The organism is Streptomyces griseus subsp. griseus, assembly GCF_003610995.1.
Lineage (GTDB): Bacteria > Actinomycetota > Actinomycetes > Streptomycetales > Streptomycetaceae > Streptomyces.
Window position 1 is genome coordinate 1,084,746 of sequence record NZ_CP032543.1, and the last position, 26,966, is coordinate 1,111,711.

Here is a 26,966-nt window from a genome sequence, read left to right on the forward strand (position 1 = left end):
ACCCGCGCCCCGCAACCCGCCGGGCTCCCCCACCCCCGCACCCCCTCCCACGCGGTACGCAACCGGCGTACGCCCTCCGCGATCTCGGCCGCCCCCGAGACCGCCGCGAAGCTCAGCCGTACGTGGCCGGCCGGGGGTTCGGCGCAGAAGTACGGGCTGCCCGGGGCGATGGCGACCGAGGCGCGGAGGGCGGCTGCGGCGACGGCCGCCTCGTCGGGACCCGTGCCCGCGCCGGTCGCCGGGATGCGGAGCCAGAGGCTGCCGCCGCCCGCCGGGACGTGGAGCAGGGCGAAGGCGGGCAGTTCGGCGCGGAGGGCGGCGGCCATCACCGTACGGCGGGTCCGCAGCTCCCCCGCCACCGAGGCCAGGTGGCGGCCCCAGGAAGGGGAGCCGACGAGTTCGAGCGCGGCCTCCTGGAGCGGCCTCGGTACGAAGAAGCTGTCGACGACCTGGATGGCCCGGAGGCGTTCGAGGACGGGGCCCCGGGCGGCCAGGGCGCCGACCCGGAGGCTGGGCGAGGTGACCTTGGTGAGCGAGCAGACGTGGACGACCACCCCGTCGGGGTCCTCGGCGGCCAGCGGTGCCGGGAGCGGTCCGGCGTCCTCGTGGACGAGCCGGCGGGCGAAGTCGTCCTCGATGACGAACGCCCCGGCCGCACGGGCAATCGCCAGGACCTCGGGGCGGCGGGCGGGGGCGAGAGTGGCCCCGGTCGGGTTCTGGAAGAGCGGCTGGGTGACGAAGACCCGGGCGCCCGTGGCGCGGAACGCGTCGGCGAGCAGTTCGGGCCGGACCCCGTCGGCGTCCATCGGAACGGGGACCGGGCGCAGCCCCGTGGCGCGGGCGACCGCGAGCATGCCGGGGTAGGTGGGCGACTCCACGAGGACCGGGGCGCCGGGCGGGGCGAGGGCCCGCAGCGCGGTGGCCAGGGCGCTCTGGCCACCTGCGGTGATGAGGACGTCGGCGCCGGAGAGGGCCGGGCCGATCTCGCGGGCGAACCAGGACCGCAGTTCGGGCAGCCCGTCGGTGGGCGGGCGGCCCCAGGCGCCCGGGCGGCGGCCGGCCCGGGCGAGGGCGGCGGAGAGGGCCCGTTCGGGCTGGAGGTCGGCGTGGAGGTAGCCGCCGTTGAACTCGATGGTGCCGGGTGGCGGTGCGGCGAGGGTGGCCAGGACCCCGGAGGCGTCGACCGTACGGGGCACGACCTCGGGTCCGCCGTCGCCGCTCAGCGACACCTCCTGCCAGGAGGTGTCGCCGGGGGCGGGCACTTCGGCGCGGGGTTCGGCCCGGAAGGCGCCGGAGCCGGGGCGGGTGGTGACGAGCCCTTCGGCGGCGAGCTGCGCGATGGCGCGGGAGACGGTGACGGGGCTGACCCGGAAGCGTTCGACGAGCGCACGGCTGGACGGCAGCTTTCCACCGGGTGAGTAGCGGTTGAGCTCACCCCGCAGGGAAGTGACCAGTTCGGTGACGCTGCTACGCTCTTGCATGAGAGCAGAGGATAGCGCTACTACGTCGGGGCCGATAGCGGTCACCACCGGTATGGAGACCTCACCGACGCCGACCGCGGTCTCGGCGCCGACCCGTGGCATGGCCACGGCCCCGGAACCGGTCCCCGCCCCGGCCCCGGGTGCGCCGCAGCACACCCCCCGGGCGCCCGCCCGCCGTGGCACGCTGCTCGCCGCACTCGGCGTCGTGGCCTTCTCACTGACCTTCCCCTCCACCGCCTGGGGCCTGGAGAGCTTCGGCCCCTGGTCCCTCGTCGCCCTGCGCTCCACGCTCGCCGCCCTCATCGCGGGCTGCTTTCTGCTGGCCGTCCGGGCGCCGGTGCCCGCACGCCGCCACTGGGGCGGGCTCGCGGTGGTGGCGGGCGGTGTGGTGGTCGGGTTCCCGCTGCTGACGACCCTCGCCCTCCAGACCTCCACCACCTCGCACGCGGCCGTGGTGGTGGGGCTGCTGCCGCTGACGACGGCGGTACTGGGGTCCCTCCGTACCGGCGAACGCCCGTCCGTCACGTTCTGGGTCGCGGCCCTCGCCGGGGCGGCCGTCGTCATCGGCTTCACCGTGCAGCAGGGTGGCGGCTCCCTGACCTCGGGCGACCTGTATCTGTTCGGCGCGCTGCTCGTCTGCGCGGCCGGCTACACCGAGGGTGGCCGGCTGGCGCGGGTGATGCCGGGGTGGCAGGTGATCGGCTGGGCGCTGATCCTGTGCCTGCCGTTCGCGGTGGCGGGCACCGCGGTGGCTCTGCCGCTGGAGCCGGTCCACCTCACCGCGCACGGCGTCCTCGGCCTGGTCTGGGTGGCCGCCGGATCGACCTTCTTCGGCCTCTACGTCTGGTACAAGGGCATGGCCGAGATCGGTGTCCCCCGCGCCAGCCAACTCCAGCTCGCGCAGCCGCTGTTGACGCTGGCGTGGTCCGTCCTGCTGCTCGGCGAGGAGGTCTCGGCGGCGGCTCCCCTCGCGGCGGTGGCGGTGCTGGTGTGCATCGCGGCCACCCAGCGGACGGGGCGCCGGAGCCGGGCCGAGCGGCGCGCGGCCCGGGAGACCGGTTCGGTACGGTCATAGGCTGGGAGGTACGGACCGCCACATCGAGGCACCCCGGGGCTGGCAGCCGCAGTAGAGAGGGCCGGGGTCCGAGCGGCCCCGGCCCCTCACCGGCGCGGGTCAGCGTGGCGCGCGGGCCACGTCCTGGTAGTGGTCGGCGACCACCCGCGCCATCGCGCCGATCCGGTCCGCCGCCACATGCTTGGCGGAGAAGAAGATGTGGCCTCCCGCCTCCTCGTGGTCGCGGGCGAGGGTGAGGTGGCGGGAGAGTTCCGCCGGGTCCTGCCAGGCGGCTGGCTGGGCGGGGTCACCGGCCTTGTACAGCGCCTCCCCGACGTACAGGCCGACGCCTGTGCCCCGTACGGTCGCGGCCCACCAGGCGAGGACCTTGGCGTAGTCGGCGGCCGCCAGGCCGATGTGCCAGTAGATCTGCGGGGCGATGTAGTCGATCCAGCCTTGCTTGACCCACTTACGGGTGTCGGCGTGCAGGTCGTCGTAGGTCTCGACGCCCGCCCGGGTGTCGGAGCCGAGCGGGTCGGTGGTCTTGTTGCGCCAGACGGCGAACGGGCTGATGCCGAACCGGACGCCCTGCCGGGTCTCCCGGATCCGCTCGCCCATCTCGCGCACCAGCCGGTCCACGTTGTCGCGGCGCCAGGCGGCCTTGTCCGGGAAGCCGGAGCCGTACCGGGCGTAGGCGGCGTCATCCTTGAACTCCTGGCCCGCCACCGGGTACGGGTAGAAGTAGTCGTCCCAGTGCACCGCGTCGATCTCGTAGCGGCGGACGGCGTCCAGCATGGCGTCCTGGACGAAGCGGCGGACCTCCGGCAGGCCAGGGTTGTAGTAGAGCTTCCCGCCGTACGGCAGGACCCAGCCGGGGTTGCGCCGGGCCGGGTGGGAGGCGGCGAGGCGGGTGGGGTCCGTGTGGTTCGCCACCCGGTACGGGTTGAACCAGGCGTGCAGCTCCAGGCCCCGGTCGTGCGCCTCGCGAACAGCGGTGGCGAGCGGGTCCCAGCCCGGGTCCTGGCCCTGGACCCCGGTGAGGCAGTCGGCCCACGGTTCGTGCGGGGAGGGCCACAGGGCGTCCGCCGTGGGGCGGACCTGGAGCACCACCGCGTTGAGCCGCAGCCGGACGGCCCGGTCCAGGTGGGCGATCAGTTCCGTCCGCTGGGCCGCCGCCGTCAGGCCCGCCTTCGAGGGCCAGTCCAGGTTGGCGACCGTGGCGATCCACACGCCGCGCAGCTCACCCCGCGCGAAGAGGTCCTCGCCGCCGCCTCCTCCCCGTACGGCCCGGCTCGTCCGCGCGGCCACCGCGTCACTCCCCGTCGTCACCGCCGCCAGCAGTCCGGCCGCACCGACCACCAGCGCCCTCCGGGTCATCCCTGTACGTCGCATACGCCACACTCGTCCCTTCACGTCGGCCATCACCCCCCTCGCTCCACGTAACAGGATGATGCCCTTCCGTAGCCGTATGACCCGCAGGTCACCGGGGTGGGCTCGCGGAGTAACGTCATGGGGTCGAGGCGGGCACCGGAACCAGACGGGATCCTGCACTGCGGAGTACAGCGAAAGGCACGAGGTGACGGACTCTATGGCCGACATTGCACGCGTCGGGGTGGTCGGCTGTGGCCAGATGGGCGCAGGTATCGCGGAGGTGTGCGCGCGCAGCGGCCTCGAGGTGAAGGTCGCCGAGACCACCGGTGAGGCGCTGGAGATCGGCCGCACCCGGCTGCACAACTCCCTCTCGAAGGCCGCCGAACGCGGCAAGATCACCGAGCAGGAGCGGGACGAGACCCTCGGCCGGCTGAGCTTCACCACCGATCTCGGGGAGTTCGCCGACCGCGACCTCGTCATCGAGGCCGTCGTGGAGAACGAGCAGGTCAAGACGGAGATCTTCCAGGTCCTGGACCAGGTGGTGGTCCGGCAGGACGCGATCCTCGCCTCCAACACCTCCTCCATCCCGCTGGTGAAGCTGGCCGTGGCGACCTCGCGTCCGGACCGGGTCATCGGCATCCACTTCTTCAACCCGGCGCCCGTCCAGAAGCTGGTGGAGCTGATCCCGGCGCTGACCACGTCGGACGAGACGATCGCGCGCGCCGAGGCCGTCGTGCAGGACGTGCTGGGCAAGCACCCGATCCGCGCCCAGGACCGGTCCGGCTTCGTCGTCAACGCGCTGCTGATCCCGTATCTGCTTTCGGCGATCCGGATGTTCGAGTCGGGCATCGCGAGCCGCGAGGACATCGACAACGGCATGGAGATGGGCTGCGCCCACCCGATGGGCCCGCTGAAGCTCGCGGACCTGATCGGCCTGGACACCGTCGCCTCGGTCGCGGATTCGATGTACGCGGAGTACAAGGAGCCGCTGTACGCCGCTCCCCCGCTGCTCCAGCGGATGGTCGACGCGGGGCGCCTCGGCCGGAAGACCGGATCGGGCTTCTACGCCTACTGACCGTCCCACCGGCGGGGTCGGCGCCCCTGCGGCCGGCCCCGCCGGGCAGGTCACCGCACGGTGGGCGAAGGCCTCTGCGCCTCAGTCGGCCTGCTTCTCCAGGTGGGCGATGACCCGGCCCGAAATCTTGGTGAGTGCGGCCAACTCGTCCTCGGCCAGGGCCTCGATGAACAGCCGTCGCACATGTTCGACGTGCACGGGCGCGGCCTCCTCGATGGCCTGGTATCCGGCCGGGGTGGCGACGACGAAGGACCCCCGTCCGTCGTCGGGGCACTCCTCCTTGCCCACCAGCCCTCGCCTCGCCATACGCCCCACCTGGTGGGACATCCGGCTCTTCTCCCACTCCACCAGCTTGGTGAGGTCCATGAAGCGCATCCGTCCACCGGCCTCGGTGAGCTTGGCCAGCACGATGAAGTCGGCGGCCGACATGCCGGAGTCGGCCTGGACGTAACGGGAGAGACGCCCGATGAGTTTCTCCTGCATGCGGATGAAACCGTCCCAGGCGGCCTGCTCCTCCGGGGTCAGCCAGCGCGGTGTCGCGTTCATGGACCAAGCGTATCGAGGTCGTCGACGCCTCCCCCGGCCGCTCCCCGCGCTCCGCGGCGTCGACGGGCCGGGACAGCCGGGCGCACGCGCTCAGCCAGGCCGCCCCGGGCTTGCGGGCTCGTAGTCCTTCAGGCCGTACCCGGACAACGGGAAGGACTCGGTGAACGAGCCGCGTCCGAGAATCACCTCGGGGCGCCCGCCGGACAGCGCACCGACCGCGGCGAACCGCTGGAACACGCGCACCGGGTCGTCCGAGGACAGCACCGTGACACCCGACGCGAGCCGGATGCGCTCGGTGACGGTCGCGATGCCCGCGAGCACGGTCTCGGGGCTGGAGATGGGGAACTCGGGGGGCGGTGCTCCCCCAGCGCGACCACGTCGATACCGACCTCGTCGGCCAGGACCGCCTCGGTCACCGCCGCACGGATCGCTTCAGCGTGCGTGCCGACCTCCCCCCGCCCGTCCCGGGGCAGGTCGCCGAAGCTGTCGATTCCGCATGCGATGTGCGCAGCGTCCATCGCGGGCCTTCCTTCCCTGCTCATGGCCTGTCGGCGCGAGATCGCACACCCCTGGGCAGCAGCGTGGCGGGGCCGGCGGGGTCCGCGCGATCACGGGCGCCCGACCACCCCGGAGCAGTTAGTTGACACATCAACCTTGCCGTTTTATTGTTTACATATCAACAAAAGTACGGTGCAGGCGAAGAAGGGAACCGCCATGTCCCACCCCCTGGTCGGCAAGAGCTTCCGGTTCGACATCGGGCCTCTCAAGGTGGACTTCACCTTCGACTCGGCGTCTCAGGGCAGTTTCGTGGTGGAGGAGGGCGGAGGGCTCGCACCCGACGGCCACACCGAGACCGTGCGACTCGACCTCAGGGAGATCCGGGAGGGCCTCTATCTGAACTCCTGGACCGAGAGCAGCGGGGCCACCGTGACGCACCTGGAGGACTTCGCGAACGCCACGGTGTACTCCAACGTCACCGTCGACGGCGTCCTCCACAACTTCGTCGGAACCATCAAGGAGGCAGGCGCATGAAGGACGACGACCAGGCCCGGCGCAACATCGGGACCGTCACCACCGCGATGCGCGAACTCTTCGTCGAGAAGGACCTCACCGCACTCGACCGCTACTGGGCCGAGCCCTACGTGCAGCACAGCCCCCAGATGCCCGACGGGCTCGGCACGCTCCGCGCCGCCGTGCCCGGCCTTGAAGGGTTCTCCTGGGAACCGCAGCGCGTGGCCGCGCAGGGCGATCTGGTCTTCACCCACAGCCTCGTGCACGGCTGGGGTCCCGGCCCACGGTGATCGTCGACATCTTCCGCCTGGAGGAGGGGCGCATCGTGGAGCACTGGGACGTGGTCCAGGAGCTCGTCCGGCCCGAAGAGACAGCCAGCGGCAACAGCATGGTCTGATCCCTTCCGCCCGGCCGCCGTGGTTCTCGGTGACCGTCCGGCCTCCTTCCGCCCCACGGAGAGCGACGGGGCGGAAGGAGGCCGCCGGGCTGCCCGGCACCGTCCGGAAGGCTTGGGGTTACGTGGGCGACCAGCGCGGTGTGGAGGTCCCGTCCCACCGGAAGGGGTCGTCCTCCAGCGCCGCCCGGTCCCACTTCCCGTGCACCGCGGCGGCCTCGTAGGTGGTGTGCAGGAACTCGCTGACCGCACGGTCGGGGTCCGGCGCCGAGCGGGCGGCTTCGTAGGGCAGCAGGAACTGCTTGAACTCGGAGCTGAAATAGGCGCCTTCGGGGCCGACCGGGTGGTCGGCGAACCCGTCGGGCTCAGGGTAGGCGTAGGCGTAGAAGGCCCCTTCCTCACCGCCGCCGGGCCAGAATCCGCAGCTGGACAGCTCGCGGGAGTAGCCCTCGACCATGACCCAGTCCCCGCAGTTCGGTGCGCCACCGGGGTGCGGCGGCGCCTCGCGGCCGGAGAAGCGGGTGCAGGCGAGATCCATCGCGCCCCAGAAGAAGTGCACCGGGCTGACCTTGCCGATGAAGTGCGACCGGAACTCGCCCATCACCCGGTTCGCCTGGAGCAGTTGGCGCCAGAACAGGTTCGCCGCCTCGGCGTCGTAGGAGGCGTGCTCGCGGTCCTCGGCGAAGGGGATCGCCGGCTCGACCTCGTTGGGGTGCGGATGGATCGGCGCCTCGATCCCGAGGGTGCCGAGTGTGTGCAGCACCTGGGCGTAGAACTCGGCCACCGCCATGGGCCGGAGCGGGAAGCCCGCCGCGCCGCCGTCGCTGCTGCGGACCTCGAGCCGGTGGCCGACGAAGTCGAACTCGATCTCGAACGCCCCGGAGCGGTACGGGATGGTCGACGTGGTCAGGCCACGGGGGCTCACGTACAGCGTGACCTGCCACCAGTGGTTGACCATGGGGGCGTGGGCCATGCGGATCTTGCCCACGATCTGGGTCCACATGTGCAGGGTGTCGCGGGTCGCGGTCCAGTCGGCGACTCTCAGGATCGGCCAGTTCGTGGCGGCTTGTGCGGTCATCGCGTCTCACATCCTCGGTAGGGCCTTCGAAAGGGGTCAGCGGTACTCGGGGTCAGCGGTACTCGGGGTTGGCGTGGTCGGGGCGGCAGCCGGCGTCCCAGGCCGAGCGCTGGTTCCCGTAGGCGGGGATGCCTCCGGAGTCGCGGATCATGGCCGCGGCGTGGAGGAGGTTGTACGTCATGAACGAGACGTTCCGGTTGGTGAAGTCGTTCTCCGGTCCGCCGGACCCCTCGTCGAGGTAGGACGGGCCCGGACCGACCTCGCCCAGCCAGCCGGCGTCGGCCTGGGGCGGGATGGTGTAACCGATGTGCTGGAGGCTGTAGAGGATGTTCATGGCGCAGTGTTTGAGGCCGTCCTCGTTGCCCGTGAGCAGACAGCCGCCGACCCGCCCGTAGTAGGCGTACTGTCCCTGTTCGTTGAGGACGCCGGAGTAGCCGTAGAGCCGTTCGATCACCCGCCGGGTGACGGAACTGTTGTCACCGAGCCAGATCGACCCTCCGATGACCAGGATGTCGGCGGCGAGGACCCGGCGGAGGAGCGCGGGCCACTCGTCGGTGTTCCAGCCGTGCTCGGTCATGTCCGGGCGGACGCCGGTGGCGATGTCGTGGTCGACGGCGCGGATCTGGTCGACGCTCACGCCGTTGGCTTCCATGATGGCAACGCTGCGGTCGATCACGCCCTGGGTGTGGCTGAGTTCGGGAGACCGCTTCAGGGTGCAGTTGATGTACATCGCGCTCAGCCCGGAGAAGTCGGGCTTCTCGGTCACGGGAGCGTCCATCGTGATGGTCCTTTCCGGCTGTCGGGTGCGGTCGGCCCGGCGGACCGACGGTGCGTGTCCGGGAGGGCGGTACGGCGGCTGGTGGTGCATGTGGAGACGGGAGCGCCCGGCTCACCGGGGTCCGTACGGGGAAAGACAAACCGCTCCGAGGACGGCCGGGACGGCGACACGGCGAGGTGCCGCGCCCCTTTTCCCGAACGGAGCGGCGCCCCGCCCGGACCTGCCCTACGCCGGTACGACGACGAGCTTGCCGCTCAGATGCCCCGCCCGGCTCACCGCCAGCGCCTCGGCGGCCCTCTCCAGGGGGTAGGTGCCCGCGACGGGCACCCGCAGCCGCCCTTCCCCGATGAGGTCGAGGATGCCGCCCAGCGCCTCGGACCCCCCGGCTCCCGGCTCGGTGGCGTGGATCCGGATTCCGGTGTCCGCGGCGTCGAAGGCAACCAGGGAGAGAACGCGCTCCGGACCGCCGGCGAGCTCGATCGAATCCGGGATCTCACCACGGCCCGAGGCGTCGAGGACCGCGTCGACCCCTCGGGGGGAGACGGCGCGTACCCGGTCGACGAGACCCGTGCCGTAGGTGACCGGCTCGACGCCGAAGGAGCGGAGGAGCTCATGGTTGCGTTGGCCCGCCGTGCCGATGACCCGGGCGCCGCGCGCGAGGGCCACCTGGCCGGCGAACGTCCCCACGCCACCGGCCGCGGCGTGGATCAGCAGCGTCTCCCCCTCGGCGACCTGGAGCTCGTCGAGAACCTGCCAGGCGGTGATCCCGGTACCGGCCAGAGTCGCGGCGACCTCCCAGGGAACGGAGGCGGGCCGGGCCACCAGGGCGGCGGGGTCGGCGAGCGCCGACCGGGCGTAGGAAGGGTCACAGAGGCCCCCAGCACCTCGTCACCGACGGCGAAGGCGGTCACGCCTTCGCCGACCTGGTCGACCACTCCGGCCACATCGGAGCCGAGGCCGCCCGGAAGGTCGAGGGGCATCATCCGGCGCATCCCACCGGAAAGGATCTTCCAGTCGACCGGGTTGACGCCTGCGGCCCGCACCGCGAGCCGCACCTGTCCCGGGCCCGCCGTGAGCGGGGGGACATCGACGACGCGCAGCACATCGGGGGTGCCGTACTCGGAGAACCGCACTGCGAGGGACATGTGATCGACTCCGCCTCTCGGGTGGTACGTGGGACGGCGGGCTCGGCCGCGACACCCGCCGCGGCGTCCCGCAGGGCCGCACCGGGGCCCACCGCGGATCCTCCCGTTCCGCTCGGACGCGCGGCTCGTACCGCCGTCCCGCCCCCGGGCCGGTTCCTCAGTCGCTGACCTTGCTGCGGGACTGGTAGAGCAGCTCCTGGTACTCGGGGTGCCGGGCGATCCAGCCCGCGAAGAAGGGGCAGGTGGCCAGGACCCGCAGGTCCGCCGCCCGCGCCTCGTCCAGGGCGGTCCGGGCCAGCGCGGACCCCACTCCCCTGCCCTCGTAGGCCGGCTCGACCACGGTGTGCACGAAGGCGATGAGCTCCGCCGTACGGATGTACTGCGCGAAGCCCGCCGGCTCGGCCTCACCGTCGACGCGGGCCTCGTAGCGGTTCGCCTGGGGCACGTCGCTCACTTCGACCGCCATGTCTCCTCCTTGCGGGCCTGCTCACGATCGGGACGACGGGTCTCCGTCGGCCATGGCCTCACCCTAACCCCAGACAGTTGATGTATCAACTTGTGGCGGACCCGTCCGGCACGCGGGGATGATCCACGCACCTGCCGACCCGGTCGAGCTCTGCCCATCCGTCAGAACCGTCACGCCGAGCCCTCGAAGCCCTATGCGCCCCAGGCCTCATCCCTCTCGGCCGGAACGGCCGTCGGCGAGGGGGTCAGGCGGCGCCGCTCTCGCTTGCCTGGAGCCGGTCCCGGACACACCGGGGCCGGCTCCTCGTGCGTACGGAGCCGCTCAGAGGCGCAGGTGGTGCAGCATCAGCAGCGCCGCCGCCATGTTCGCCGCCGGCACCTCGCCCCGGGCGATCATGTCCGGGATGAGCTTCAGCGGTATCCACTCACGGCGTGAGGACTCGAAGGCGTCCTGCGGCGGGCCCGTGTACCGCGCCTCCTCCGCCCAGTAGAGGTGGTGGCGGGCGTCGGTGAGGCCGTTGGCGGGCTCCACGGTGAGCAGCGGGCGCAGCGGGCCCGGACGCCAGCCGGTCTCCTCCTCCATCTCGCGGGCCGCAGCCGCCGCGATGTCCTCGCCGTCCTCGACGACCCCGGCGGCCAGCTCCCACCCCCAGCTGTCGGTGATGAACCGGTGGCGCCAGATCAGCAGCACCTCGTCCGCCGCGTTGACGACGGTGGCCGCGGCGACGGGCCGCAGCCGGATGACGTAGTGGTCGAGGTGGCTGCCGTCGGGCAGCTCCACGTCCGCGAGGTTCACCCGGAACCAGCGGTTCTGATACACATTCTGTTCGTTTAAGTTCGTCCACTGCACGGTTCTGCCGCCTTTCGACATGTTGGGGGGCAACATGCCAGCAGGGTCGGCCGCGAAGCGGAACGAGCGGCGGGAGCGCGGCGGAGCTCACAGAGGCACGCGCAGCGCCCCGCCGATCACATCGGCCGTCTGTACGGCGTCGGCGCAGCCGCTCTCCGCCAGCTCCCGCCGCACCTGGCGTAGCCGGTCGCGCAGCCGCTGGGACTCCATGCCCCGGGCGCGCTCGGCCATTTCGGCCGCGGTGCTGGCCGCCCGGTCCGGCTCGCCCTGGAGCAGTTCGATATGGCTGAGCATCGCCAGGCGGTGCACGCGCCCCCGGTCGTGCGCCGGGGCGCGCACCGCGGAGGCCGCGTGCTCCCGCGCCGCCGGCAGATCGCCGAGGCTGAGCAGCGCCTCCGCCACCTGGACGTCGACCAGGCCCGGCTGGACGTACCCGGTCTCGTCCGGCTCGCGCCCGGTGTGGATCCGGCCCGCCTGCGCCTCGGCCCGCCCGATGGAGGCCCGGGCCGCCGCCGCGTCGCCGAGGTGGGCGTACGCCTTGGCCTGCATGGCGTGGAGGTCGGCGGCGAGCGCCGGGGTGATGTGGTCCCCGGCGGCCCGCAGCGCGGCCTCGGCGAAGGCGATGGAGCGGCGGTGGTCGCCGAGGAAGAGGGACTGGGTGGTCAGCAGGGCGATCACATAGCCGCCCAGCGCCCGGTCACCGCTGGACTTGGCGAGCCGCAGCGCCTGGTGGAAGTAGCGCTGGGCCAGGCCGTGGGCGTCGGAGTCGTACGCGCAGATGCCGGCCACCGCCACCAGCGCGGCCGTCGCCCGGTGCAGCCGGCGGCCGAGCGCGTCGCTGTAGCCGCCGCGCAGCAGGGGCGCGGCCTCGGCGTTGAGGAAGCGGACGATCCGGGGCCTGGTCGCGATGCCGCCCGCCTTGCGGTACATCTGCTCGTAGTGGTCGCGGGCCGACCGTAGTGTCTCTATGTCGGCCGCGCTGACCCGGCCGGGGCCCGGGCGGGAGACGTCGGTGTCCTCCGGCGGGTTCTCCCACTCCCAGACCGGCATCACCGCCGTGGTGCCGGTGACGGCGGGGACCGTGGCCAGGTGGGGGCGCTGCTGTTCGTCCGAGCGCCAGAGCGCCGTGGCCCGGTCGACGAAGCCGGAGAGGGAGGCGCTGTGCGGTGCGCTCTCGGTGCCGTAACCGCCGAAGACGCCCATGCCGATGTCGTCCAGCGCGACCGGGCGGCCGAGCCGGCCGCCCAGCACCTCGCAGATCAGGTCCGGCACCTGGCCGCGCGGGCGCTGACCCTTCAGCCAGCGGGAGACCGCCGTGTGTTCGTACCGCAGGGTCAGGCCCCGCGTCCGGCCCGCCCGGTTGACGTGACCGGCGAGCCCCGCCCGGGACATCCCGGCCTCGTCGATCAGGGATTCGAGCAGGACATTCGGCTCCATGGTCCCCCCAGGTGCGTGGCGCAATGAGCCTAGTCCAGCACGTTTCACACGGGGTGTGAACGGAATGCCCGAACCGTCGGGCTGCGCACCCTGCCACGCCGGGGTGGGGCTCGGTTGAATGAGTTCCTCGCAAGAGGCGGCCGGGTCGTCGGCTCCCCCTCGTAACGGTTGACGACCCGCACCCGCGTCCGTCCGCACCGCCGGCCTGCCCGACGCTCCGTGGCCGTGCGGACGGGCGCCGGATCGCACGACCCACTGCCCAACGACGAAGGAGGGTGGCTGCGGGTCGGGGCCCGGAACCGCGCTTCCTCCCGGTTCCGTGTCCGGTCCGCGTGCGGTCCCTCCGCCCGGCGGGACGGAGAAGGGGCGTATCCGGTGGCCGGATACGCCCCTTCTCAACGCCCTGGGCGTGCTACGCGCCGCGCAGCACCGCGCCCGTACGCTCGGCGGCCAGGGCCACCGCGCTGTCGCGGGCGGCCGAGGCCTCCTCCACGGTCAGCGTGCGGTCGGCGGCGCGGAAGCGGAGCGCGTACGCCAGGGACTTGTTGCCCTCGCCGATCTGCTCCCCGGTGAAGACGTCGAACAGCCGCAGCGATTCGAGGAGTTCACCCGCGCCCTCGCGCAGCGCCCGCTCCACGTCGGCGGCCGGGACGTCCCCGGCGACGACGAGCGCCACGTCCTGGGTCGCCACCGGGAAGGTGGAGATCCTGGGCGCCTGGAGCGCTCCGTCGACGGCCCGCTCCAGGACGTCCAGCTCGACCTCGGCGGCGCAGGTCCGCTCGGGCAGGTGGAGCGCCTTGATGACGCGCGGGTGGAGTTCGCCCGCATGTCCGAAGAGGGTCTCCTCGCCGTTCACGGTGACGTACAGCGCGGCGCAGCGGCCCGGGTGCCACGGGGCGTGCTGGCCGGCGTGGACGGTGACCTCCACACCGGCCTCGGCCGCGATGGACCGGGCGGCCTCGACGGCGTCCGCCCAGGTCGCCGGGGTGCCCCTGCCCCACCAGCCGGCCTGCTCGCGGGCGCCCGCGAGGACGACGGCGGCGCGGCGCGGCTGACGCGGCAGGGCCGCGTTCAGTCCGGCGATCTCCTCGTCGGTGGGACGGCGGTCGACGGGCAGCCGGACGGCCTGCGTCTCCTCGCCGGTCGGCCGGAAGACGAGACCCGTCTCGAAGAGGGCCAGGTCGTGGCTGCCCCGGCCGTCGTTGCGCCGCAGTGCGCCGAGGAGGCCCGGCAGCAGCGTGGTGCGCAGCGCCGGCTCCTCGTCGGAGAGCGGGTTGACGAGCTTGACCGTACGGCGACGGGCGTCGTCCGCCGCCAGGCCGAGCTGGTCCAGGACCGCGTCGCCCGTGAACGGGTAGCTCAGCGCCTCGACGTATCCGGCTGCGGCCAGCACCCGGCCGATGCGGCGGTGCAGCCGCTGGCGGTCGGTGAGGCCGCGGCCGGAGGGGGGCGTCGGCAGGGTGGAGGGCAGGTTCTCGTAGCCCTCCAGGCGGATGACCTCTTCGGCCAGGTCGTTCGGCTCGTTCAGGTCGGGCCGCCAGGACGGGACGGTGACGATCAGCTCGTCCTGCCCGTAGACGTCGCAGCCGACCTGCTGGAGGCGGCGGACGACGGTCTCGCGCCCGTACTCCACACCGGCCACCTTGTCCGGGTGGTTCGCCGGCATGGCGATGGTGCGCGGGGCGTGCGGCGAGGTGATCTCGGTGACCCCGGCCTCGGCGGTGCCGCCCGCGAGGAGGACCAGCAGGTCCACCGTGCGCTGCGCGGCAGCGGCGGCGGCCTGCGGGTCGACACCGCGCTCGAAGCGCTTGGACGCCTCGGAGGAGAGCTTGTGGCGGCGCGCGGTGCGGGCGATCGAGATCGCGTCGAAGTGCGCGGCCTCGATGACGACCTCGGTGGTGAGCGCGTGCTCGCCGTCCGCGTCGGCGATCTCGGTGTTGGCGCCGCCCATGACGCCCGCGAGGCCGATCGGGCCGCGGTTGTCGGTGATGACCAGGTCATCGGCGTCCAGCACGCGGACGGTGCCGTCCAGCGTGGTGAGCTTCTCGCCCTGGGTGGCGCGGCGCACGCCGATCGGCCCGTCGACCCGGTTGCGGTCGTAGGCGTGCAGCGGCTGGCCGATCTCCAGCATCACGTAGTTGGTGATGTCGACGGCCAGCGAGATGGTCCGCATCCCGGCCTTCTGGAGGCGGCGCTGCATCCAGATCGGGGAGCGGGCCTCGGGCTGGAGACCGGTCACGGTGCGGGCGGTGAAGCGGTCGCAGCCGATCGGGTCGGAGATCTGGACCGGGTAGCCGTACGCGTTGGGCGCGGGCACGTCCAGCAGCGCCGGGTCGCGCAGCGGCAGCCCGTACGCGATGGCGGTCTCACGGGCGACGCCGCGCATGGAGAGGCAGTAGCCCCGGTCGGGGGTGACGGCGATGTCGAGGACCTCGTCGACGAGCTGGAGCAGCTCGATCGCGTCGGTGCCGACCTCGTGCTCGGGCGGCAGCACGATGATGCCGTGCGTGCCGTCGTCGCCCATGCCCAGCTCGTCGGTGGAGCAGATCATGCCGTGCGAGGTCTTGCCGTACGTCTTGCGGGCGGCGATCGCGAAGTCGCCGGGCAGGACCGCGCCCGGGAGGACCACGACGACCTTGTCGCCGACCGAGAAGTTACGGGCGCCGCAGACGATCTCCTGCGGTTCGCCGGTGCCGTTGGCGGTGCCGACGTCGACCGTGCAGAAGCGGATGGGCTTCTTGAACCCCTCCAGCTCCTCGATGGTCAGGACCTTGCCGACGACCAGGGGGCCCTTGAGGCCCGCGCCGATCTGCTCGACGGTCTCGACCTCCAGGCCCACGGAGACGAGCTTGGCCTGTACGTCACGGCCGGTCTCCGTCGCCGGCAGGTCGACGTACTCCCGCAGCCAGGAAAGCGGGACGCGCATCAGATCTCCATCCCGAACGGCCGGGTGAACCGGACGTCACCCTCGACCATGTCTCGCATGTCTTCGACGTTGTGGCGGAACATCAGCATCCGCTCGATGCCGAACCCGAAGGCGAATCCGCTGTACTTCTGGGGGTCGACACCGCAGGCGGTGAGCACCTTGGGGTTGACCATGCCGCAGCCGCCCAGCTCGATCCAGCCCTCGCTGCCGCAGGTGCGGCAGGGTCGGTCCGGGTTGCCGACGGACTCGCCGCGGCAGACGTAGCAGACCATGTCCATCTCGGCGGACGGCTCGGTGAACGGGAAGAAGTTCGGTCGCAGCCGCGTCTTCATGTCCGGCCCGAAGAGCGCCTGGACCATGTGGTCCAGGGTGCCCTTGAGGTCGGCCATGGTGAGGCCCTCGTCGACGGCGAGCAGCTCGATCTGGTGGAAGACCGGGGTGTGCGTGGCGTCCAGCTCGTCGGTGCGGTAGACCCGGCCGGGGCAGACCACGTAGACGGGCGGCTTGCGCTCCAGGAGCGAGCGGGCCTGGACGGGCGAGGTGTGCGTACGCAGTACGACACCGGACTCGTCGCCCTCGGTCGCCTTGCCGTCGGGCGTGGTGCCCTGGACGAAGAAGGTGTCCTGCATCTGCCGGGCCGGGTGGTCGGGCACGAAGTTCAGGGCGTCGAAGTTGAACCACTCCGCCTCGACCTCGGGGCCCTCGGCGATCTCGTAGCCCATGGCCACGAAGACGTCCGCGACGCGCTCCATGATGGTCGTCAGCGGGTGGCGGGCGCCGGCCGGGGTGCGGTCGTAGGGCAGTGTGACGTCCACGGCCTCCTCGACGAGCACCCGGGCGTCGCGCTCGGCCTCCAGCTCGGCCTGGCGGGCGGCCAGGGCCTTGGAGACGGCGCCGCGGGCCTGGCCCACGCGCTTGCCCGCCTCGGCCTTGGCCTGCGGGGGCAGGGCGCCGATCTCGCGGTTGGCGAGCGACAGGGGCGAGGTACCTCCGGTGTGCGCGGTCTTCGCCTGGGCGAGCGCGTCGAGGTCGCCGGCGGCGGCGAAGGCGGCGAACGCCTCGTCCCGCATGCGCTCGATCTCTTCCGGTTTCAGTGCCTCGACCTCGACTGGGTCGTACGACTTGTTCGGTGCCGACATCTCTTCCCGTGCTTCCGATTGGCTGGTGGCGCGACCCGGCTCGACGACCGCAGGACGCAAAGGTGCCAAAGACCGAGTCTAAGGGCCGCAGGACGGTCGGGGCGCCCGTGGGCCGCTCAGCCCTCCCGTCGCCCACCACCACCCTGCCTGATTGCTACGCAAACCCCTCTACTTCAGATAGGCGGGCATGCTCACCGGCAGAATAAATCGGAACTCGGCCCCGCCGCCGGGCCCCCGGTCCACGGTGATCGTGCCGCCGTGCGCCTCGACGATGCCCTTGACGATGTAGAGGCCCAGGCCCGTGCCGCCGCGCTTGCTCCCCCGCCAGAAGCGGGTGAAGACACGGCCCATCGACTCCTCGGGGATGCCGGGGCCTTCGTCGCTCACGGTCACAGCCGTTCCCATCTCGTCGCAGCCGCCCGGCGCGGGTGCGGGGGCGATCTCGATCGTGACGGTTCCCTCGCCGTGGCGCACCGCGTTTTCCAGGAGGTTCCCGAGGACCTGGTCGATCTTGTCGGGATCGGCCCACAGATCGGGCAGCGGTCCCCGGGTGCGGACGAGGAATCGGTCGACGGCCTGGCCGCCCGTGATCAGCGCCTGGATGTGGCGGGCGACGGCGGCGGTGATGTCGACCGGCTGGCGGCGCAGCTCCAGCCGGCCGGAGTCGATCCGGGAGATGTCCAGCAGCTCGGCGATGAGCCGGGTGACCCGGCCGGCATCGGCGTCGACGGTCTCCAGCATCAGCCGCTTCTGGTCGTCGGTGAAGCGCTCCCACTTGGCGAGCAGGGTGGCGGTGAACCCTTTCACCGAGGTCAGCGGGGAGCGCAGCTCGTGGGCGACGGTGGCGATCAGCTCGGCGTGGCTGCGTTCGGTACGCCGCCGGGCCTCGGTGCCGCGCAGCGAGACGACGACCCGGCGCACCGGACCGAGCGGGTGCTCGCGTACGTAACGGGCGGAGACCAGGACCTCACGGCCGCCGGGCAGCAGGAGGTTACGCTCGGGCTGCCCGTTACGGGTGGCCAGACCGCCGTACGGGTCGGTCAGCGGCCACCAGCGCTTGCCCTTGAGGTCCTCCAGCGGGAGGGCCAGCTCCAGGGGGCGGCCGATCACGCGGGCGCGGGGGGTGGCGGTGATGCGGGCGGCCGCCGCGTTGAAGCAGACGACACGGCCGCTCTCGTCGGCGACGACGAGCCCGTCGGGCAGGTCGTCGGGGTCGATGCCGGTGGAGAGGGCGTCCACGTGTCCGATGCCGGTGCCGTCCGCGCTCCCGGCAGCGGTGTGCGCCGGTCGCGGCGAGCTCATGCCGACAGCCATTATCCCGTATCCCCACCTCTCGAACCGGTGCAGTGGGCCCCCGAGTTCGTCACCCTACTAGCCGTCGGTGAACCGGCGACACCCTGCGGGGGCGCGCGGTGGGAGTGCGCCGGTGGGCGGGAAAGCGGAATGGCCGGGACCGATCGGTGACGGGCCGTCGGGAGGCGTGGAGTCACGCCTCGGGGACGTGGCGCGGCCGCTGGGCGCGGGCGGACGCGTAGAGGCAGACAGCGGCCGCGGTGGCCAGGTTGAGGCTCTCCGCCTTGCCGTGGATCGGGACGCGGACGACGGCGTCGGCGAGCGCCCGGGTCTCCTCGGGCAGCCCCCAGGCCTCGTTGCCGAAGACCCAGGCGGTGGGGCCGCCCATGGTGCCCGCGTCCAGCTCGTCGTCCAGGTCGTCGTCCCCGGCCCCGTCGGCGGCGAGGATGCGCACCCCGGCGTCCCGGAGCCCCTGCACGGCCTGGTCGACGGGGACGCCGACGGCGACGGGCAGATGGAAGAGCGAACCGACCGACGCCCGTACGGACTTGGGGTTGTACAGGTCCACCGAGGCGTCGGTCAGGACCACGGCGTCGGCACCGGCCGCGTCGGCGCAGCGCAGTACCGTACCGGCGTTCCCGGGGTCGCGGACGTTGGCCAGAACCGCCACCAGGGTGGGCTTCGCGTCGAGGATCTCCTGGAACGGGGAGTCCAGGAAGCGGCAGACGCCGATGAGGCCCTGCGGGGTGACGGTCTGCGAGACGTCGGCGAGGACGTCGGCGCCGGCCAGGTGCACCCGGGCCCCGGCCGCGTGGGCGGCGTCGACGATGTCTGCGTACCGGTCGGCGGCCTCGGGGGTGGCGAAGAGCTCCAGGAGGGTCGGCTCGCCGTCGCCGCCCCGGTGGGCGGCGGCCTCGCGTACGGCCTGGGGCCCCTCGGCGATGAACCTGCGCTCCTTGCCGCGGAAGGTGCGGCGGGCCAGCCGGCGGGCGGCGGCGACGCGCGGGGAGCGCGGGGAGATCAGTTCGGGGGTGCCCATGGTCGGCGGCGAGCCTCTCTGCGTACGGCGGTGGGGTCAGCGGCAACGCACCGGACCCGCAGACGGCGTGCGCCTGCGGGTCCGGTTCACGTACCTGGAAGGTGACGCCTTGATCAGGCGGCCTTCGGGGCGTTGACGTCGCTCGGGAGGGCCTTCTGGGCGACCTCGACGAGAGCGGCGAACGCGTTGGCGTCGTTGACCGCGAGCTCGGCCAGGATCTTGCGGTCCACCTCGATGTTGGCGGCCTTCAGACCCTGGATGAGGCGGTTGTACGTCATGCCGTTCTGGCGGGCAGCGGCGTTGATGCGCTGGATCCACAGCTGACGGAAGTCGCCCTTGCGCTTCTTGCGGTCGTTGTAGTTGTAGACCAGGGAGTGGGTGACCTGCTCCTTGGCCTTGCGGTACAGACGCGAGCGCTGACCGCGGTAGCCGCTGGCGGCCTCGAGGATCGCCCTGCGCTTCTTGTGGGCGTTGACTGCCCGCTTGACGCGTGCCACTTGTTAACTCCTTGTAGCGGGGCCGTGGGTGTCCTCACACGGCCCGGAAACGAATTGGTCCCGGTGTGATCGAGGTCGTGCCTCCGGTGTGCGCCGGAGGCCGAGCCTCACTTGCCGAGAAGCTTCTTGATCTTCTTGGCGTCGGCCGGAGCCACGACGACCGTGCCGGTCAGCGAGCGGGTCTTCTTGGACGACTTGTGCTCGAGCAGGTGGCGCTTGCCGGCCCTCTCGCGGAGCACCTTGCCGGAGCCGGTGATCTTGAAGCGCTTGCTGGCACCGCTGTGCGTCTTGTTCTTCGGCATCGCGCCGTTCTCTCCTCGTCAGTGGCGCCCCTCACGGTGCGGGGCACCGGACTGCAGGGGCGTCAGATCTCTATGGGGTTCCGGGGGGACCCGGGGGCGCCTGGATGGCGGCCCCCGAAGGTCACGCCTCGGAAGGTGTCTCGGCCGGAGCCTCGGCCGCTGCGGCCGGAGCCTCAGCGGTGTCACCCTCGGCCGGTGCGTCGGTCGTGCCCTGACGCTCCGCCTTGCGGGCGGCCTGGGCCTCACGGGCCTCGGCCATGGCTTCGGTCTTCTTCTTGTGCGGGCCCAGAACCATGATCATGTTCCGGCCGTCCTGCTTCGGGTTGGACTCGATGAAGCCCAGGTCCTCCACGTCCGAAGCGAGACGCTGGAGCAGTCGGAAGCCCAGCTCCGGGCGGGACTGCTCACGACCACGGAACATGATCGTGATCTTGACCTTGTCGCCCTGCTTGAGGAACCGGACGACGTGACCCTTCTTGGTGTCATAGTCGTGCGGGTCGATCTTCGGCCGGAGCTTCATCTCCTTGATGACCGTGTGCGCCTGGTTCTTGCGCGCCTCACGGGCCTTCATGGCCGACTCGTACTTGAACTTCCCGTAGTCCATGAGCTTGCACACGGGCGGACGGGCTGTCGCCGCCACCTCGACCAGGTCGAGGTCATACTCCTGTGCGAGCTCCAGGGCCTTGGCAAGCGGAACAATCCCGACCTGCTCGCCACTGGGACCGACAAGTCGGACCTCGGGAACGCGAATCCGGTCGTTGATGCGGGGCTCGGCGCTGATGGATCCTCCTCGGTAGCACCACGCGACCGCCTGGCGGACAGCCGCGTTACGTGTGTGTCTCACGACCAACCGAGCCGGAACAGCAAAAATGCCCCGGACGGGACACAGGCGGGGCTCCTGGAACTACCGGAACACCGCCGCGGTCAACCGCGGGGCGCATCGGGCGGCTCCATCGTCCGTACGGAACGATGGGGACCGCCTGACCGGTGACCCGCCGTCCGGTGAGGACGGTCAGGTGGGAGATCGGAGCCTCCACTTGTGGGCCGGGCACATAGATGTCCGGCCGGTCGTTACACAAGGTTAGCAGCCCGGTCGCGGGTGCGCTAATCCCGCGTCCGCGGGGCTCCCGGGGACGGGGCCGCCCCCGCCGGGCCTTATCGTGTGGGCATGAGCGACGCGACCCCCACCAGCAGTGAGAACCCCGGCTTCGACGCCATGGCCCGCGACATCGCGGAGGTCCCCGCCGTCGAGGTCATCGTGACGGTCGCCGTCAACCTGATGAGCGCCGCGGCGGTGAAGCTGGGCCTCACCGAGGAGGGCGAGGACCACAAGGACCTCGACGAGGCCCGCAAGCTGGTCCACGCGCTGGCCGGACTGCTGGACGCCTCCACCACGGAGATCAGCACCTTCCACGCCTCCCCGCTGCGCGACGGCCTGAAGTCGCTCCAGCTCGCCTTCCGCGAGTCCTCGCTGGTGCCGGACGAGCCGGGCCAGGGCCCCGGCGAGAAGTACACGGGCCCGGTCTACGGCTAGGCACCCTCTCCGTCCGTACGTGAGCCCGCCGCCCCCTTGTCGGGGCGGCGGGCTCACGTGTGTTCCGCGCGGGGATCGGGATCAGACGGCGTCCTCGGTCTCCTGGGGCAGCACGTTCGGGTACGGGTGGGTCAGCCGGTGGGCATAGGCCGCGATCGCTCCGCCGACGAGCGGCGCGAGGATGAACAGCCAGAGCTGGGAGAGGGCCGCGCCGCCCGCGAAGAGCGCCGGGCCCAGACTGCGGGCCGGGTTGACCGACGTACCGGTCAGCGGGATGCCGACCAGGTGGATCGCGGCGAGCGCCAGGCCGATCGGCAGTCCGTCGAAGCCGGTGACCGCGACCTTGTGGGTCACCGCGAGGACGACGTAGACGAGCAGGAACGTCAGAACCACCTCGGCGAGGAAGGCACCCCCGGTGTTGATGCCGACAGCCGACCGGTCCCCGTAGCCGTTGCTGCCGAACTCTCCGCTGGTCTTAAGCCCCGGGATCTGCTTGGCCAGCAGGAACAGCAGGGCGGCGCCGACGATCGCACCGAGGAACTGCGCCACCCAGCGTTCGACGGCGCTGCGGAGGTCGATCCGGCGGGCCATCAGCATGCCCAGCGTCACCGCCGGGTTCACATGGCACCCGGAGATCGGACCGAGCGCGTAGGCGAGCGCGAGAAGAGTGAAGCCGAAGGTGAGCGCGATGCCCACCGCCCCGATGTATTCGACGGCGACCACCGCGGACCCCACGGCGAAGAACACCAGCAGCAGGGTGCCGAGAAACTCTGACGCCGCAATCCGCGTCTTCATGGAACCACCTCGCGAGCAAGGTCGATGTGTTCGGTTTCGTCCGATTCACCGACAATTCTCACGGTGTCGAGCGCGTCTCGCGCGTCGGAGCCGGGAAGGGCGGCCCGGCTCAGCGGGAGAACAGCGGCTCGCCCGGGGCATCCGTACCGGCCGGGAGCAGCGCCAGGTCGAGACCGCCGACCAGCCGGGCCCTCAGCGCCTCGCTGCCGGAGAGCGCCTCGGCCACCCGGCGGGCCGCCTCGGCGGGGACCGCGTCCGGGGCGAGGACCAGGGCGAGGGTGCCGTCGGCACGGCCTGGGCCGAGGTGGGCGCGGAGCACGGCGGGCTCGGCGGCGACGACCTCCCGTACGGCGTCGATCACCGCCGGGTCCTGGAGCGGGTCGGTGCTGGTGCGGTTCTCCGCCAGGGCCAGGAGCGCCTGCCCGCTCAGCTCGAAGGCGACGGGCCCTGCGAGATCCAGCACCACGGTGTCGGCCTTCTCGTGCGCGGCGGCCTGGAGGGCCTGGTGCAGCGGTACGGCGACGGGGCGGGCCCCGGGGTCCCAGCGGGCCAGCGAGTCGGTCGAGGTGAAGGCGGGCAGCGCGCGCCGGTCGCCGGCCTTGAGGGTGGGCACGGCCATGTCGCTCGTCTTCTCGCGCCGCAGCCCGTTCTCGTCCTCCTCCAGCTCACCGAGGACGGCGACGACGGGGACCAGGAGGCGGGCCTCCCGGAGGGCCGCGAGGACCGGGCCGACGGCCGTGCGGTCCTTCGACCAGGCGTCGAGTGCGCTGGTCAGGGCGGGAGAGGCCGAGCCGTCGTCGTCGGAGAAACCGGAGTCCGGGATGTTCTTGAGCGCCACGGGACGAGGGTAGTGCCTGGGCGCGGGGCCCCGGGGCCAGGGGTGGCCGGGTGGGGCGGGCGCCCGCCTGGTGTGGCGTTCGGCGGGCCGTCGAGCCGGGGGTTCAACGGCGGCCGGACCAGGGCGGGCACACCTCTGGTGGGGGCCTCAGCGGCGGCCGGGGGCGTTGCGGCCGCGCCACAGGACGACCGCCGCCGCCAGGAGGGCCGCGCCGAGGCCGCCCGCGAGGGGGGCGGCCCAGTTGACCGGGTCGTCGGCGACGGGCGGCGGGGTCGGGCCCGGGCCGAAGAACTTCTTGCGGTGGCCGGCCGTGGCGGTCTGGGCGCCGATGTCGCCGGGGCGCAGCCGGGAGCCCGCCTCGATGGCCTCCGCCGGGTCGACGATGCCGTAGCCGCGGGCGTCGTCGCGGCCTTCGGCGGGGGCGTCGCGGGCGGTGTCGGCGAGGAGCTTCTTGATCTGGGCGGGGGCGAGGCCGGGGTGGGCGGCGCGGACCAGGGCGACGGCGCCGGAGACGAACGCGGCCGCCGCCGACGTACCCCACTCGATGTAGTAGTGGCCGTCCGGGTTGGCGACGACGATGTCCACGCCGGGCGCGCTGACCGTGGCGTACCAGCGGCGGGTGGAGAAGGCGGCGTGCGTGCCGTACTCGTCGACGGCGGCGACCGCGATCACGCCGGGGTAGGCGGCCGGGTAGGAGATCCGGTCCCCCTTCTCGCCGCCGTTGCCGGCCGAGGCGACCACGGAGATGCCCTTGGAGAGGGCGTACTGGATGGCGGAGTCCTCGCCCGGGTCCGGGTGGGCGGACTCGCTGTCGTCGCCGAGGGAGAGGTTGATGACGTCGGCGCCGTTGTCGGCGGCCCAGCGGATGCCCTGGGCGAGCGCGGTGCCACGGGTCTTGCGGGCCTTGGCGCGGGCCGGGTCCTTGGACTCCAGGATCACCCGGACGGGCAGGATCGTGGCCTCGGGCGCGATGCCGAGGATGCCGTCGGCGCGGCCGGGGCCGTTGCCGCGCCCGGCGATGATCCCGGCCATCGCGGTGCCGTGCAGGGCCCAGGAGGCGTCGCCCTCGGTGGCGCCGAAGCCGACGAGGTCCTTGCCGGGGAGCACCTGGCCCACGAGGTCGGGGTGGGTGCCGTCGACCCCGGTGTCCAGGACAGCGACGGTGATGCCCCCGCCCTGGGTGGTCTGCCAGGCGCGGTCGGTGTGCATCGCCGCCAGGGCCCACTGCTGGTCGCGGATGGCGTCGGCGTGGGCGGGGGGTGCGGGGGTGAGCGCGAGGACGGCGGCGGCGCAGACCGCGGCGAGGACGCGGTGGGGTCGTCGTCGGGTCATGCGGGCGGCTCCACGAGATCGGTGACGGTCCTGCGCAGCCCTCGCTCCACCCGGTCGGCGAGGCCCTTCGCCTCGTGGCCGAGCCCGGCCTGGGCGATGTCCGTGGTGGCGGGAGTCTCCGTCGCCGCGTCGGCGGTCTGGGGCTCGGCGACGGTCCGCGCGTCGGCGAAGCCGGAGACGGCAAAGACGACGACGGGCAGCTCGGTGAGCGGCCGCACGGTCCAGCTGGCCCGCTGCCGGTCGCCGAAGCCGGCGGCGACGGTGCCTTCGGGGGCGTACGTGCGTGGCATCAGGTCCTTGCGCGCGGCGAGCTTCTGCTCGGTGAACCGAGTGCTCAGGGCTTGCATACCGGCGGCGTCGGCCTCGGTGACGACCATGCCGACGGTGGTGACGGCGGAGCGGGTCGCATCGGTGTAGGTGGCCCGGATCATCCGCTCGCAGCCGACGGACCGGAGGGTGGTGCGCAGCAGTGGGTCGAGACCCGTGGAGCAGCCGCTGTCCGGGGCGACGGAGAGCCGGGTCCAGTTGCGGTTGGTACCGCCGGGCCCGGCACCGGTGCCCTTGAGCGTGGGCGGGAAGAGGGTGTCCACGGGGACCCTGTGCCAGACGGTGCGGCCCTCGGTGTACGGGGTCCGGGTGGGCTCGGCCGAGGAGTCACCGGTGAGCCAGGCCCCGGTGGCGGCCCCGCCGATCAGCCCGAGCCCGAGCACCACACAGGCGGCGGCCACGGGCGCCCGCCACCGCTGCCGGGGCGGGACGGGGCGGAGCCGGGTGGTGGTCTCCACGGGCGTCTCGGGGTAGCCGTAACGGGCCGGTACGCGGTACGCGCCCGGGGGCGGCGGCACGGCTCCCGGCGCCGGACCCAGGTCGACTGCACCGACGGGCCTGCGCCTCTGCACGGTGAAGGCGGGAGGTGGCCCGGAGCCGGGGTGCGTGGGGTACGGGTCAGCGGGGGCGGAGGCGGGCGGCGGGGGTGTGTGTGCCGTGCTCGGGGGTGCGGGTGGGGTCTGTGGACGGCGGGGGGCCGGCGGGGCCGCTGGGCCGGACGCGGCTCCCGGTGCCTGCGGGGCGGCCGGGCCGGGCGGCGCCGAGGCAGGGGGTGGGACCGCCAGGGTCGGTGGGGTCGTCGGGCGGGGTGGTACGGGAGCGCGCTGCGCTTCGGTACTCATCCGGCCCCCTGGTTCACGTCCCCGTACCGACCACGGATCACCGCCACCGTCAGGCGCGTTGGTGCTCGTGTGCCCGTCACTCTACGGGCTGCGGGCGCACGGCGGGGAACAGGGCGCCCGGCCTCGGCGGATCTGCCCCGAACGTCCCCTACCCAGGGGTAGCGCTCTCTGGCAAGCTGCGGCCATGACTGCCCGCGCCGCTGACCGGACCCGTTACAACCGGGCCACCGCCCATCTCGACGCCCCGATCGCGATCGTCGATCTGGACGCCTTCGATGCCAACGCCGACGATCTGGTGGCCCGGGCGGGCGGGAAGCCGATCCGGGTGGCGAGCAAGTCCGTACGGTGCCGGACCCTGCTGGAGCGGGTCCTCCAGCGCCCCGGGTTCGCCGGGATCATGTCGTACACGCTGCCGGAGTCGCTCTGGCTGGCGCGGGCCGGGGCCAAGGACGTCCTGCTGGCCTATCCCTCGGCAGACCGGTCCGCCTTCGCCGAGCTGGCCGCCGATCCGAAGCTGGCCGCCGCGGTGACGGTGATGGTGGACGACCACTCCCAGCTGGAGCTGATCGACGCCTCCCGGGCCGGCGGGCGGGAGGAGATCCGGGTCTGTCTGGAGCTCGACACCTCGCTCCAGCTGCTGGGGGGCCGGATCAGGATCGGCGCGCTCCGTTCGCCGCTGCGCTCCCCCGCCCAACTGGCCGAGCTGGCCCGCTCGGTGGCGCGTCGGCCGGGATTCCGGCTGGTCGGGCTGATGGCGTACGAGGGCCATGTCGCCGGGGTCGGTGACTCGCTGGCGGGGCGGCCCTTCCGGTCCCGGGCGATCCGGCTGATGCAGGCCACCGCCCGCAAGGAGCTGGCGGCCCGGCGTGCCGAGGTGGTGCGGGCGGTCCGCGCGGTCGCCCCGGACCTGGAGTTCGTCAACGGTGGCGGCACCGGCAGCGTGCAGCACACGGCGGCCGAGGCCGCGGTGACCGAGATCGCGGCGGGTTCGGGGCTGTACGTGCCCCGCCTCTTCGACAACTACACCTCGTTCACCGCCCGCCCGGCGGCCCTGTTCGCCCAGCCCGTGGTGCGTCGGCCGGGCGTGGGCGTGGTGACGGTGCTCGGCGGCGGCTACCCCGCCTCCGGCGCGGCCGGGGCGGACCGCTCCCCCGTTCCGTACCTCCCGGAAGGGCTGCGCTACGACCCGCAGGAGGGCGCGGGCGAGGTCCAGACACCGCTGCTGGGCTCCCCCGCCGACGACCTGCTGATCGGCGACAAGGTCTGGTTCCGGCACGCCAAGGCCGGTGAGCTGTGCGAGCGGTTCGACGCGCTCCAGCTGATCGAGGGCGACCGGATCACGGCGACCGTTCCGACCTACCGGGGCGAGGGGAAGACGTTCCTCTGAGCTCAGCGGGCGGGCTCGGGAGCCGATCGA

The 26,966-nt window shown here is 72.6% G+C and carries 27 protein-coding genes and 1 pseudogene; 6 read left to right on the forward strand and 22 right to left on the reverse strand.

The features are described 5' to 3' along the window. Positions 1-32 precede the first annotated feature (32 nt). A pseudogene (locus D6270_RS05000) lies at positions 33-1,481 on the reverse strand (PLP-dependent aminotransferase family protein); the annotation flags it as partial. Between D6270_RS05000 and D6270_RS05005 the strand changes: the two are divergent. Next, on the forward strand, positions 1,480-2,556 hold the full coding sequence (locus D6270_RS05005) for a DMT family transporter (RefSeq protein WP_109166552.1): 1,077 nt from the start codon (positions 1,480-1,482) through the stop codon (positions 2,554-2,556). The pseudogene D6270_RS05000 and the gene D6270_RS05005 sit on opposite strands and share 2 nt — an antisense overlap. Positions 2,557-2,655: 99 nt before the next feature. On the opposite strand, the gene D6270_RS05010 is transcribed toward D6270_RS05005, so the two are convergent. Next, the gene (locus D6270_RS05010) at positions 2,656-3,927 is read right to left on the reverse strand and encodes a glycoside hydrolase family 10-like protein (protein ID WP_225976772.1); all 1,272 of its coding nucleotides are present in this window, start codon (positions 3,925-3,927) and stop codon (positions 2,656-2,658) included. 196 nt (positions 3,928-4,123) lie between these two features. On the opposite strand from D6270_RS05010, the gene D6270_RS05015 reads away from it, so the two are divergent. Then, on the forward strand, positions 4,124-4,981 hold the full coding sequence (locus D6270_RS05015) for a 3-hydroxybutyryl-CoA dehydrogenase (RefSeq protein ID WP_109166550.1): 858 nt from the start codon (positions 4,124-4,126) through the stop codon (positions 4,979-4,981). A gap of 81 nt (positions 4,982-5,062) precedes the next feature. Here D6270_RS05015 and D6270_RS05020 read toward each other — a convergent pair whose 3' ends face one another. Continuing rightward, a complete protein-coding gene (locus tag D6270_RS05020) occupies positions 5,063-5,527 on the reverse strand; it encodes a MarR family winged helix-turn-helix transcriptional regulator (protein WP_109166549.1) in 465 nt (154 codons plus the stop codon). 90 nt (positions 5,528-5,617) lie between these two features. Then, positions 5,618-5,848 (reverse strand): LLM class flavin-dependent oxidoreductase, encoded by a 231-nt coding sequence (locus D6270_RS33910; protein WP_382777332.1) that lies wholly within the window; start codon positions 5,846-5,848, stop codon positions 5,618-5,620. 393 nt (positions 5,849-6,241) lie between these two features. Here D6270_RS33910 and D6270_RS05030 point away from each other — a divergent pair, with 393 nt between their 5' ends. Next, positions 6,242-6,559 (forward strand): MoaF-related domain-containing protein, encoded by a 318-nt coding sequence (locus D6270_RS05030; protein ID WP_109166548.1) that lies wholly within the window; start codon positions 6,242-6,244, stop codon positions 6,557-6,559. Next, positions 6,556-6,828: a nuclear transport factor 2 family protein gene (locus D6270_RS05035; RefSeq protein ID WP_225976773.1), complete on the forward strand. Its 273-nt coding sequence runs from the start codon at positions 6,556-6,558 to the stop codon at positions 6,826-6,828. The genes D6270_RS05030 and D6270_RS05035 overlap by 4 nt, the downstream gene beginning before the upstream one ends. 225 nt (positions 6,829-7,053) lie before the next feature. Here the strand turns inward: D6270_RS05035 and D6270_RS05040 are convergent, their stop codons facing one another. The 14 genes from D6270_RS05040 to infC form a co-directional block, all read right to left on the reverse strand. Further along, on the reverse strand, positions 7,054-8,010 hold the full coding sequence (locus D6270_RS05040; protein WP_109166546.1) for a DUF5996 family protein: 957 nt from the start codon (positions 8,008-8,010) through the stop codon (positions 7,054-7,056). A gap of 52 nt (positions 8,011-8,062) precedes the next feature. Next, a complete protein-coding gene (locus D6270_RS05045; RefSeq protein WP_109166545.1) occupies positions 8,063-8,788 on the reverse strand; it encodes a flavodoxin family protein in 726 nt (241 codons plus the stop codon). 225 nt (positions 8,789-9,013) lie between these two features. After that, on the reverse strand, positions 9,014-9,610 hold the full coding sequence (locus D6270_RS32795; protein WP_225976774.1) for a zinc-binding dehydrogenase: 597 nt from the start codon (positions 9,608-9,610) through the stop codon (positions 9,014-9,016). Next, positions 9,496-9,933, reverse strand: a complete 438-nt coding sequence (locus D6270_RS32800) for an alcohol dehydrogenase catalytic domain-containing protein (protein WP_225976775.1) — start codon at positions 9,931-9,933, stop codon at positions 9,496-9,498. Before D6270_RS32800 ends, D6270_RS32795 begins: the two co-directional genes overlap by 115 nt. A gap of 157 nt (positions 9,934-10,090) precedes the next feature. After that, positions 10,091-10,399 carry a GNAT family N-acetyltransferase gene (locus tag D6270_RS05055; RefSeq protein ID WP_109166543.1) on the reverse strand — a complete coding sequence of 103 codons (309 nt, stop codon included), beginning with the start codon at positions 10,397-10,399 and terminating at the stop codon, positions 10,091-10,093. Positions 10,400-10,720: 321 nt separating this feature from the next. Then, a complete protein-coding gene (locus tag D6270_RS05060; RefSeq protein WP_109166542.1) occupies positions 10,721-11,248 on the reverse strand; it encodes an NUDIX domain-containing protein in 528 nt (175 codons plus the stop codon). 87 nt (positions 11,249-11,335) lie between these two features. Beyond that, a complete protein-coding gene (locus D6270_RS05065; protein WP_109166541.1) occupies positions 11,336-12,685 on the reverse strand; it encodes an NsdA family TPR-like regulatory protein in 1,350 nt (449 codons plus the stop codon). A 412-nt stretch (positions 12,686-13,097) separates the two neighbouring features. Further along, positions 13,098-15,611: a phenylalanine--tRNA ligase subunit beta gene (gene pheT / locus D6270_RS05070; protein WP_109166540.1), complete on the reverse strand. Its 2,514-nt coding sequence runs from the start codon at positions 15,609-15,611 to the stop codon at positions 13,098-13,100. After that, entirely contained in the window at positions 15,611-16,750 is a 1,140-nt protein-coding gene (gene pheS / locus D6270_RS05075) for a phenylalanine--tRNA ligase subunit alpha (protein ID WP_010070207.1), read from the reverse strand. The genes pheT and pheS overlap by 1 nt, the downstream gene beginning before the upstream one ends. 168 nt (positions 16,751-16,918) lie before the next feature. After that, positions 16,919-18,064, reverse strand: coding sequence for a sensor histidine kinase (locus D6270_RS05080; RefSeq protein ID WP_109166539.1), 1,146 nt, complete (start codon positions 18,062-18,064; stop codon positions 16,919-16,921). Between the two features lie 172 nt (positions 18,065-18,236). Continuing rightward, complete coding sequence (locus D6270_RS05085) at positions 18,237-19,082, reverse strand: TrmH family RNA methyltransferase (RefSeq protein WP_109166538.1); 846 nt, start codon at positions 19,080-19,082, stop codon at positions 18,237-18,239. 113 nt (positions 19,083-19,195) lie between these two features. Beyond that, positions 19,196-19,579, reverse strand: coding sequence for a 50S ribosomal protein L20 (gene rplT, locus D6270_RS05090; RefSeq protein ID WP_003970214.1), 384 nt, complete (start codon positions 19,577-19,579; stop codon positions 19,196-19,198). A 107-nt stretch (positions 19,580-19,686) separates the two neighbouring features. Beyond that, entirely contained in the window at positions 19,687-19,881 is a 195-nt protein-coding gene (rpmI, locus tag D6270_RS05095) for a 50S ribosomal protein L35 (protein WP_003970213.1), read from the reverse strand. 121 nt (positions 19,882-20,002) lie between these two features. Further along, positions 20,003-20,725: a translation initiation factor IF-3 gene (gene infC / locus D6270_RS05100; protein ID WP_109166537.1), complete on the reverse strand. Its 723-nt coding sequence runs from the start codon at positions 20,723-20,725 to the stop codon at positions 20,003-20,005. 324 nt (positions 20,726-21,049) lie between these two features. Between infC and D6270_RS05110 the strand changes: the two genes are divergently transcribed. Further along, the gene (locus D6270_RS05110) at positions 21,050-21,415 is read left to right on the forward strand and encodes a DUF1844 domain-containing protein (protein ID WP_109166536.1); all 366 of its coding nucleotides are present in this window, start codon (positions 21,050-21,052) and stop codon (positions 21,413-21,415) included. An 81-nt stretch (positions 21,416-21,496) separates the two neighbouring features. Here the strand turns inward: D6270_RS05110 and D6270_RS05115 are convergent, their stop codons facing one another. The 4 genes from D6270_RS05115 to D6270_RS05130 all read right to left on the reverse strand — a co-directional run bounded on the left by D6270_RS05115 (position 21,497) and on the right by D6270_RS05130 (position 25,225). Continuing rightward, entirely contained in the window at positions 21,497-22,210 is a 714-nt protein-coding gene (locus D6270_RS05115) for an MIP family channel protein (protein WP_109166535.1), read from the reverse strand. A 109-nt stretch (positions 22,211-22,319) separates the two neighbouring features. Continuing rightward, complete coding sequence (locus tag D6270_RS05120; RefSeq protein WP_109166534.1) at positions 22,320-23,048, reverse strand: SseB family protein; 729 nt, start codon at positions 23,046-23,048, stop codon at positions 22,320-22,322. A 147-nt stretch (positions 23,049-23,195) separates the two neighbouring features. Then, positions 23,196-24,380 (reverse strand): type VII secretion-associated serine protease mycosin, encoded by a 1,185-nt coding sequence (gene mycP / locus D6270_RS05125; RefSeq protein ID WP_109166533.1) that lies wholly within the window; start codon positions 24,378-24,380, stop codon positions 23,196-23,198. Then, positions 24,377-25,225 (reverse strand): hypothetical protein, encoded by an 849-nt coding sequence (locus D6270_RS05130; protein ID WP_225976776.1) that lies wholly within the window; start codon positions 25,223-25,225, stop codon positions 24,377-24,379. The genes mycP and D6270_RS05130 overlap by 4 nt, the downstream gene beginning before the upstream one ends. A gap of 508 nt (positions 25,226-25,733) precedes the next feature. On the opposite strand from D6270_RS05130, the gene D6270_RS05135 reads away from it, so the two are divergent. Continuing rightward, on the forward strand, positions 25,734-26,936 hold the full coding sequence (locus tag D6270_RS05135) for an amino acid deaminase/aldolase (protein ID WP_109166532.1): 1,203 nt from the start codon (positions 25,734-25,736) through the stop codon (positions 26,934-26,936). Positions 26,937-26,966: the final 30 nt, after the last annotated feature.

What these genes read in the sequence shown, in the direction of transcription:
- D6270_RS05005 (WP_109166552.1), top strand. Translation starts at nt 1,480, where the DNA reads ATGAGAGCAGAGGATAGCGCTACTACGTCGGGGCCGATAGCGGTCACC.
- D6270_RS05010 (WP_225976772.1), bottom strand. Translation starts at nt 3,927, where the DNA reads ATGCGACGTACAGGGATGACCCGGAGGGCGCTGGTGGTCGGTGCGGCC.
- D6270_RS05015 (WP_109166550.1), top strand. Translation starts at nt 4,124, where the DNA reads ATGGCCGACATTGCACGCGTCGGGGTGGTCGGCTGTGGCCAGATGGGC.
- D6270_RS05020 (WP_109166549.1), bottom strand. Translation starts at nt 5,527, where the DNA reads ATGAACGCGACACCGCGCTGGCTGACCCCGGAGGAGCAGGCCGCCTGG.
- D6270_RS05030 (WP_109166548.1), top strand. Translation starts at nt 6,242, where the DNA reads ATGTCCCACCCCCTGGTCGGCAAGAGCTTCCGGTTCGACATCGGGCCT.
- D6270_RS05035 (WP_225976773.1), top strand. Translation starts at nt 6,556, where the DNA reads ATGAAGGACGACGACCAGGCCCGGCGCAACATCGGGACCGTCACCACC.
- D6270_RS05040 (WP_109166546.1), bottom strand. Translation starts at nt 8,010, where the DNA reads ATGACCGCACAAGCCGCCACGAACTGGCCGATCCTGAGAGTCGCCGAC.
- D6270_RS05045 (WP_109166545.1), bottom strand. Translation starts at nt 8,788, where the DNA reads ATGGACGCTCCCGTGACCGAGAAGCCCGACTTCTCCGGGCTGAGCGCG.
- D6270_RS32800 (WP_225976775.1), bottom strand. Translation starts at nt 9,933, where the DNA reads ATGTCCCTCGCAGTGCGGTTCTCCGAGTACGGCACCCCCGATGTGCTG.
- D6270_RS05055 (WP_109166543.1), bottom strand. Translation starts at nt 10,399, where the DNA reads ATGGCGGTCGAAGTGAGCGACGTGCCCCAGGCGAACCGCTACGAGGCC.
- D6270_RS05065 (WP_109166541.1), bottom strand. Translation starts at nt 12,685, where the DNA reads ATGGAGCCGAATGTCCTGCTCGAATCCCTGATCGACGAGGCCGGGATG.
- pheT (WP_109166540.1), bottom strand. Translation starts at nt 15,611, where the DNA reads ATGCGCGTCCCGCTTTCCTGGCTGCGGGAGTACGTCGACCTGCCGGCG.
- pheS (WP_010070207.1), bottom strand. Translation starts at nt 16,750, where the DNA reads ATGTCGGCACCGAACAAGTCGTACGACCCAGTCGAGGTCGAGGCACTG.
- D6270_RS05080 (WP_109166539.1), bottom strand. Translation starts at nt 18,064, where the DNA reads ATGGCTGTCGGCATGAGCTCGCCGCGACCGGCGCACACCGCTGCCGGG.
- D6270_RS05085 (WP_109166538.1), bottom strand. Translation starts at nt 19,082, where the DNA reads ATGGGCACCCCCGAACTGATCTCCCCGCGCTCCCCGCGCGTCGCCGCC.
- rpmI (WP_003970213.1), bottom strand. Translation starts at nt 19,881, where the DNA reads ATGCCGAAGAACAAGACGCACAGCGGTGCCAGCAAGCGCTTCAAGATC.
- D6270_RS05110 (WP_109166536.1), top strand. Translation starts at nt 21,050, where the DNA reads ATGAGCGACGCGACCCCCACCAGCAGTGAGAACCCCGGCTTCGACGCC.
- D6270_RS05115 (WP_109166535.1), bottom strand. Translation starts at nt 22,210, where the DNA reads ATGAAGACGCGGATTGCGGCGTCAGAGTTTCTCGGCACCCTGCTGCTG.
- mycP (WP_109166533.1), bottom strand. Translation starts at nt 24,380, where the DNA reads ATGACCCGACGACGACCCCACCGCGTCCTCGCCGCGGTCTGCGCCGCC.
- D6270_RS05135 (WP_109166532.1), top strand. Translation starts at nt 25,734, where the DNA reads ATGACTGCCCGCGCCGCTGACCGGACCCGTTACAACCGGGCCACCGCC.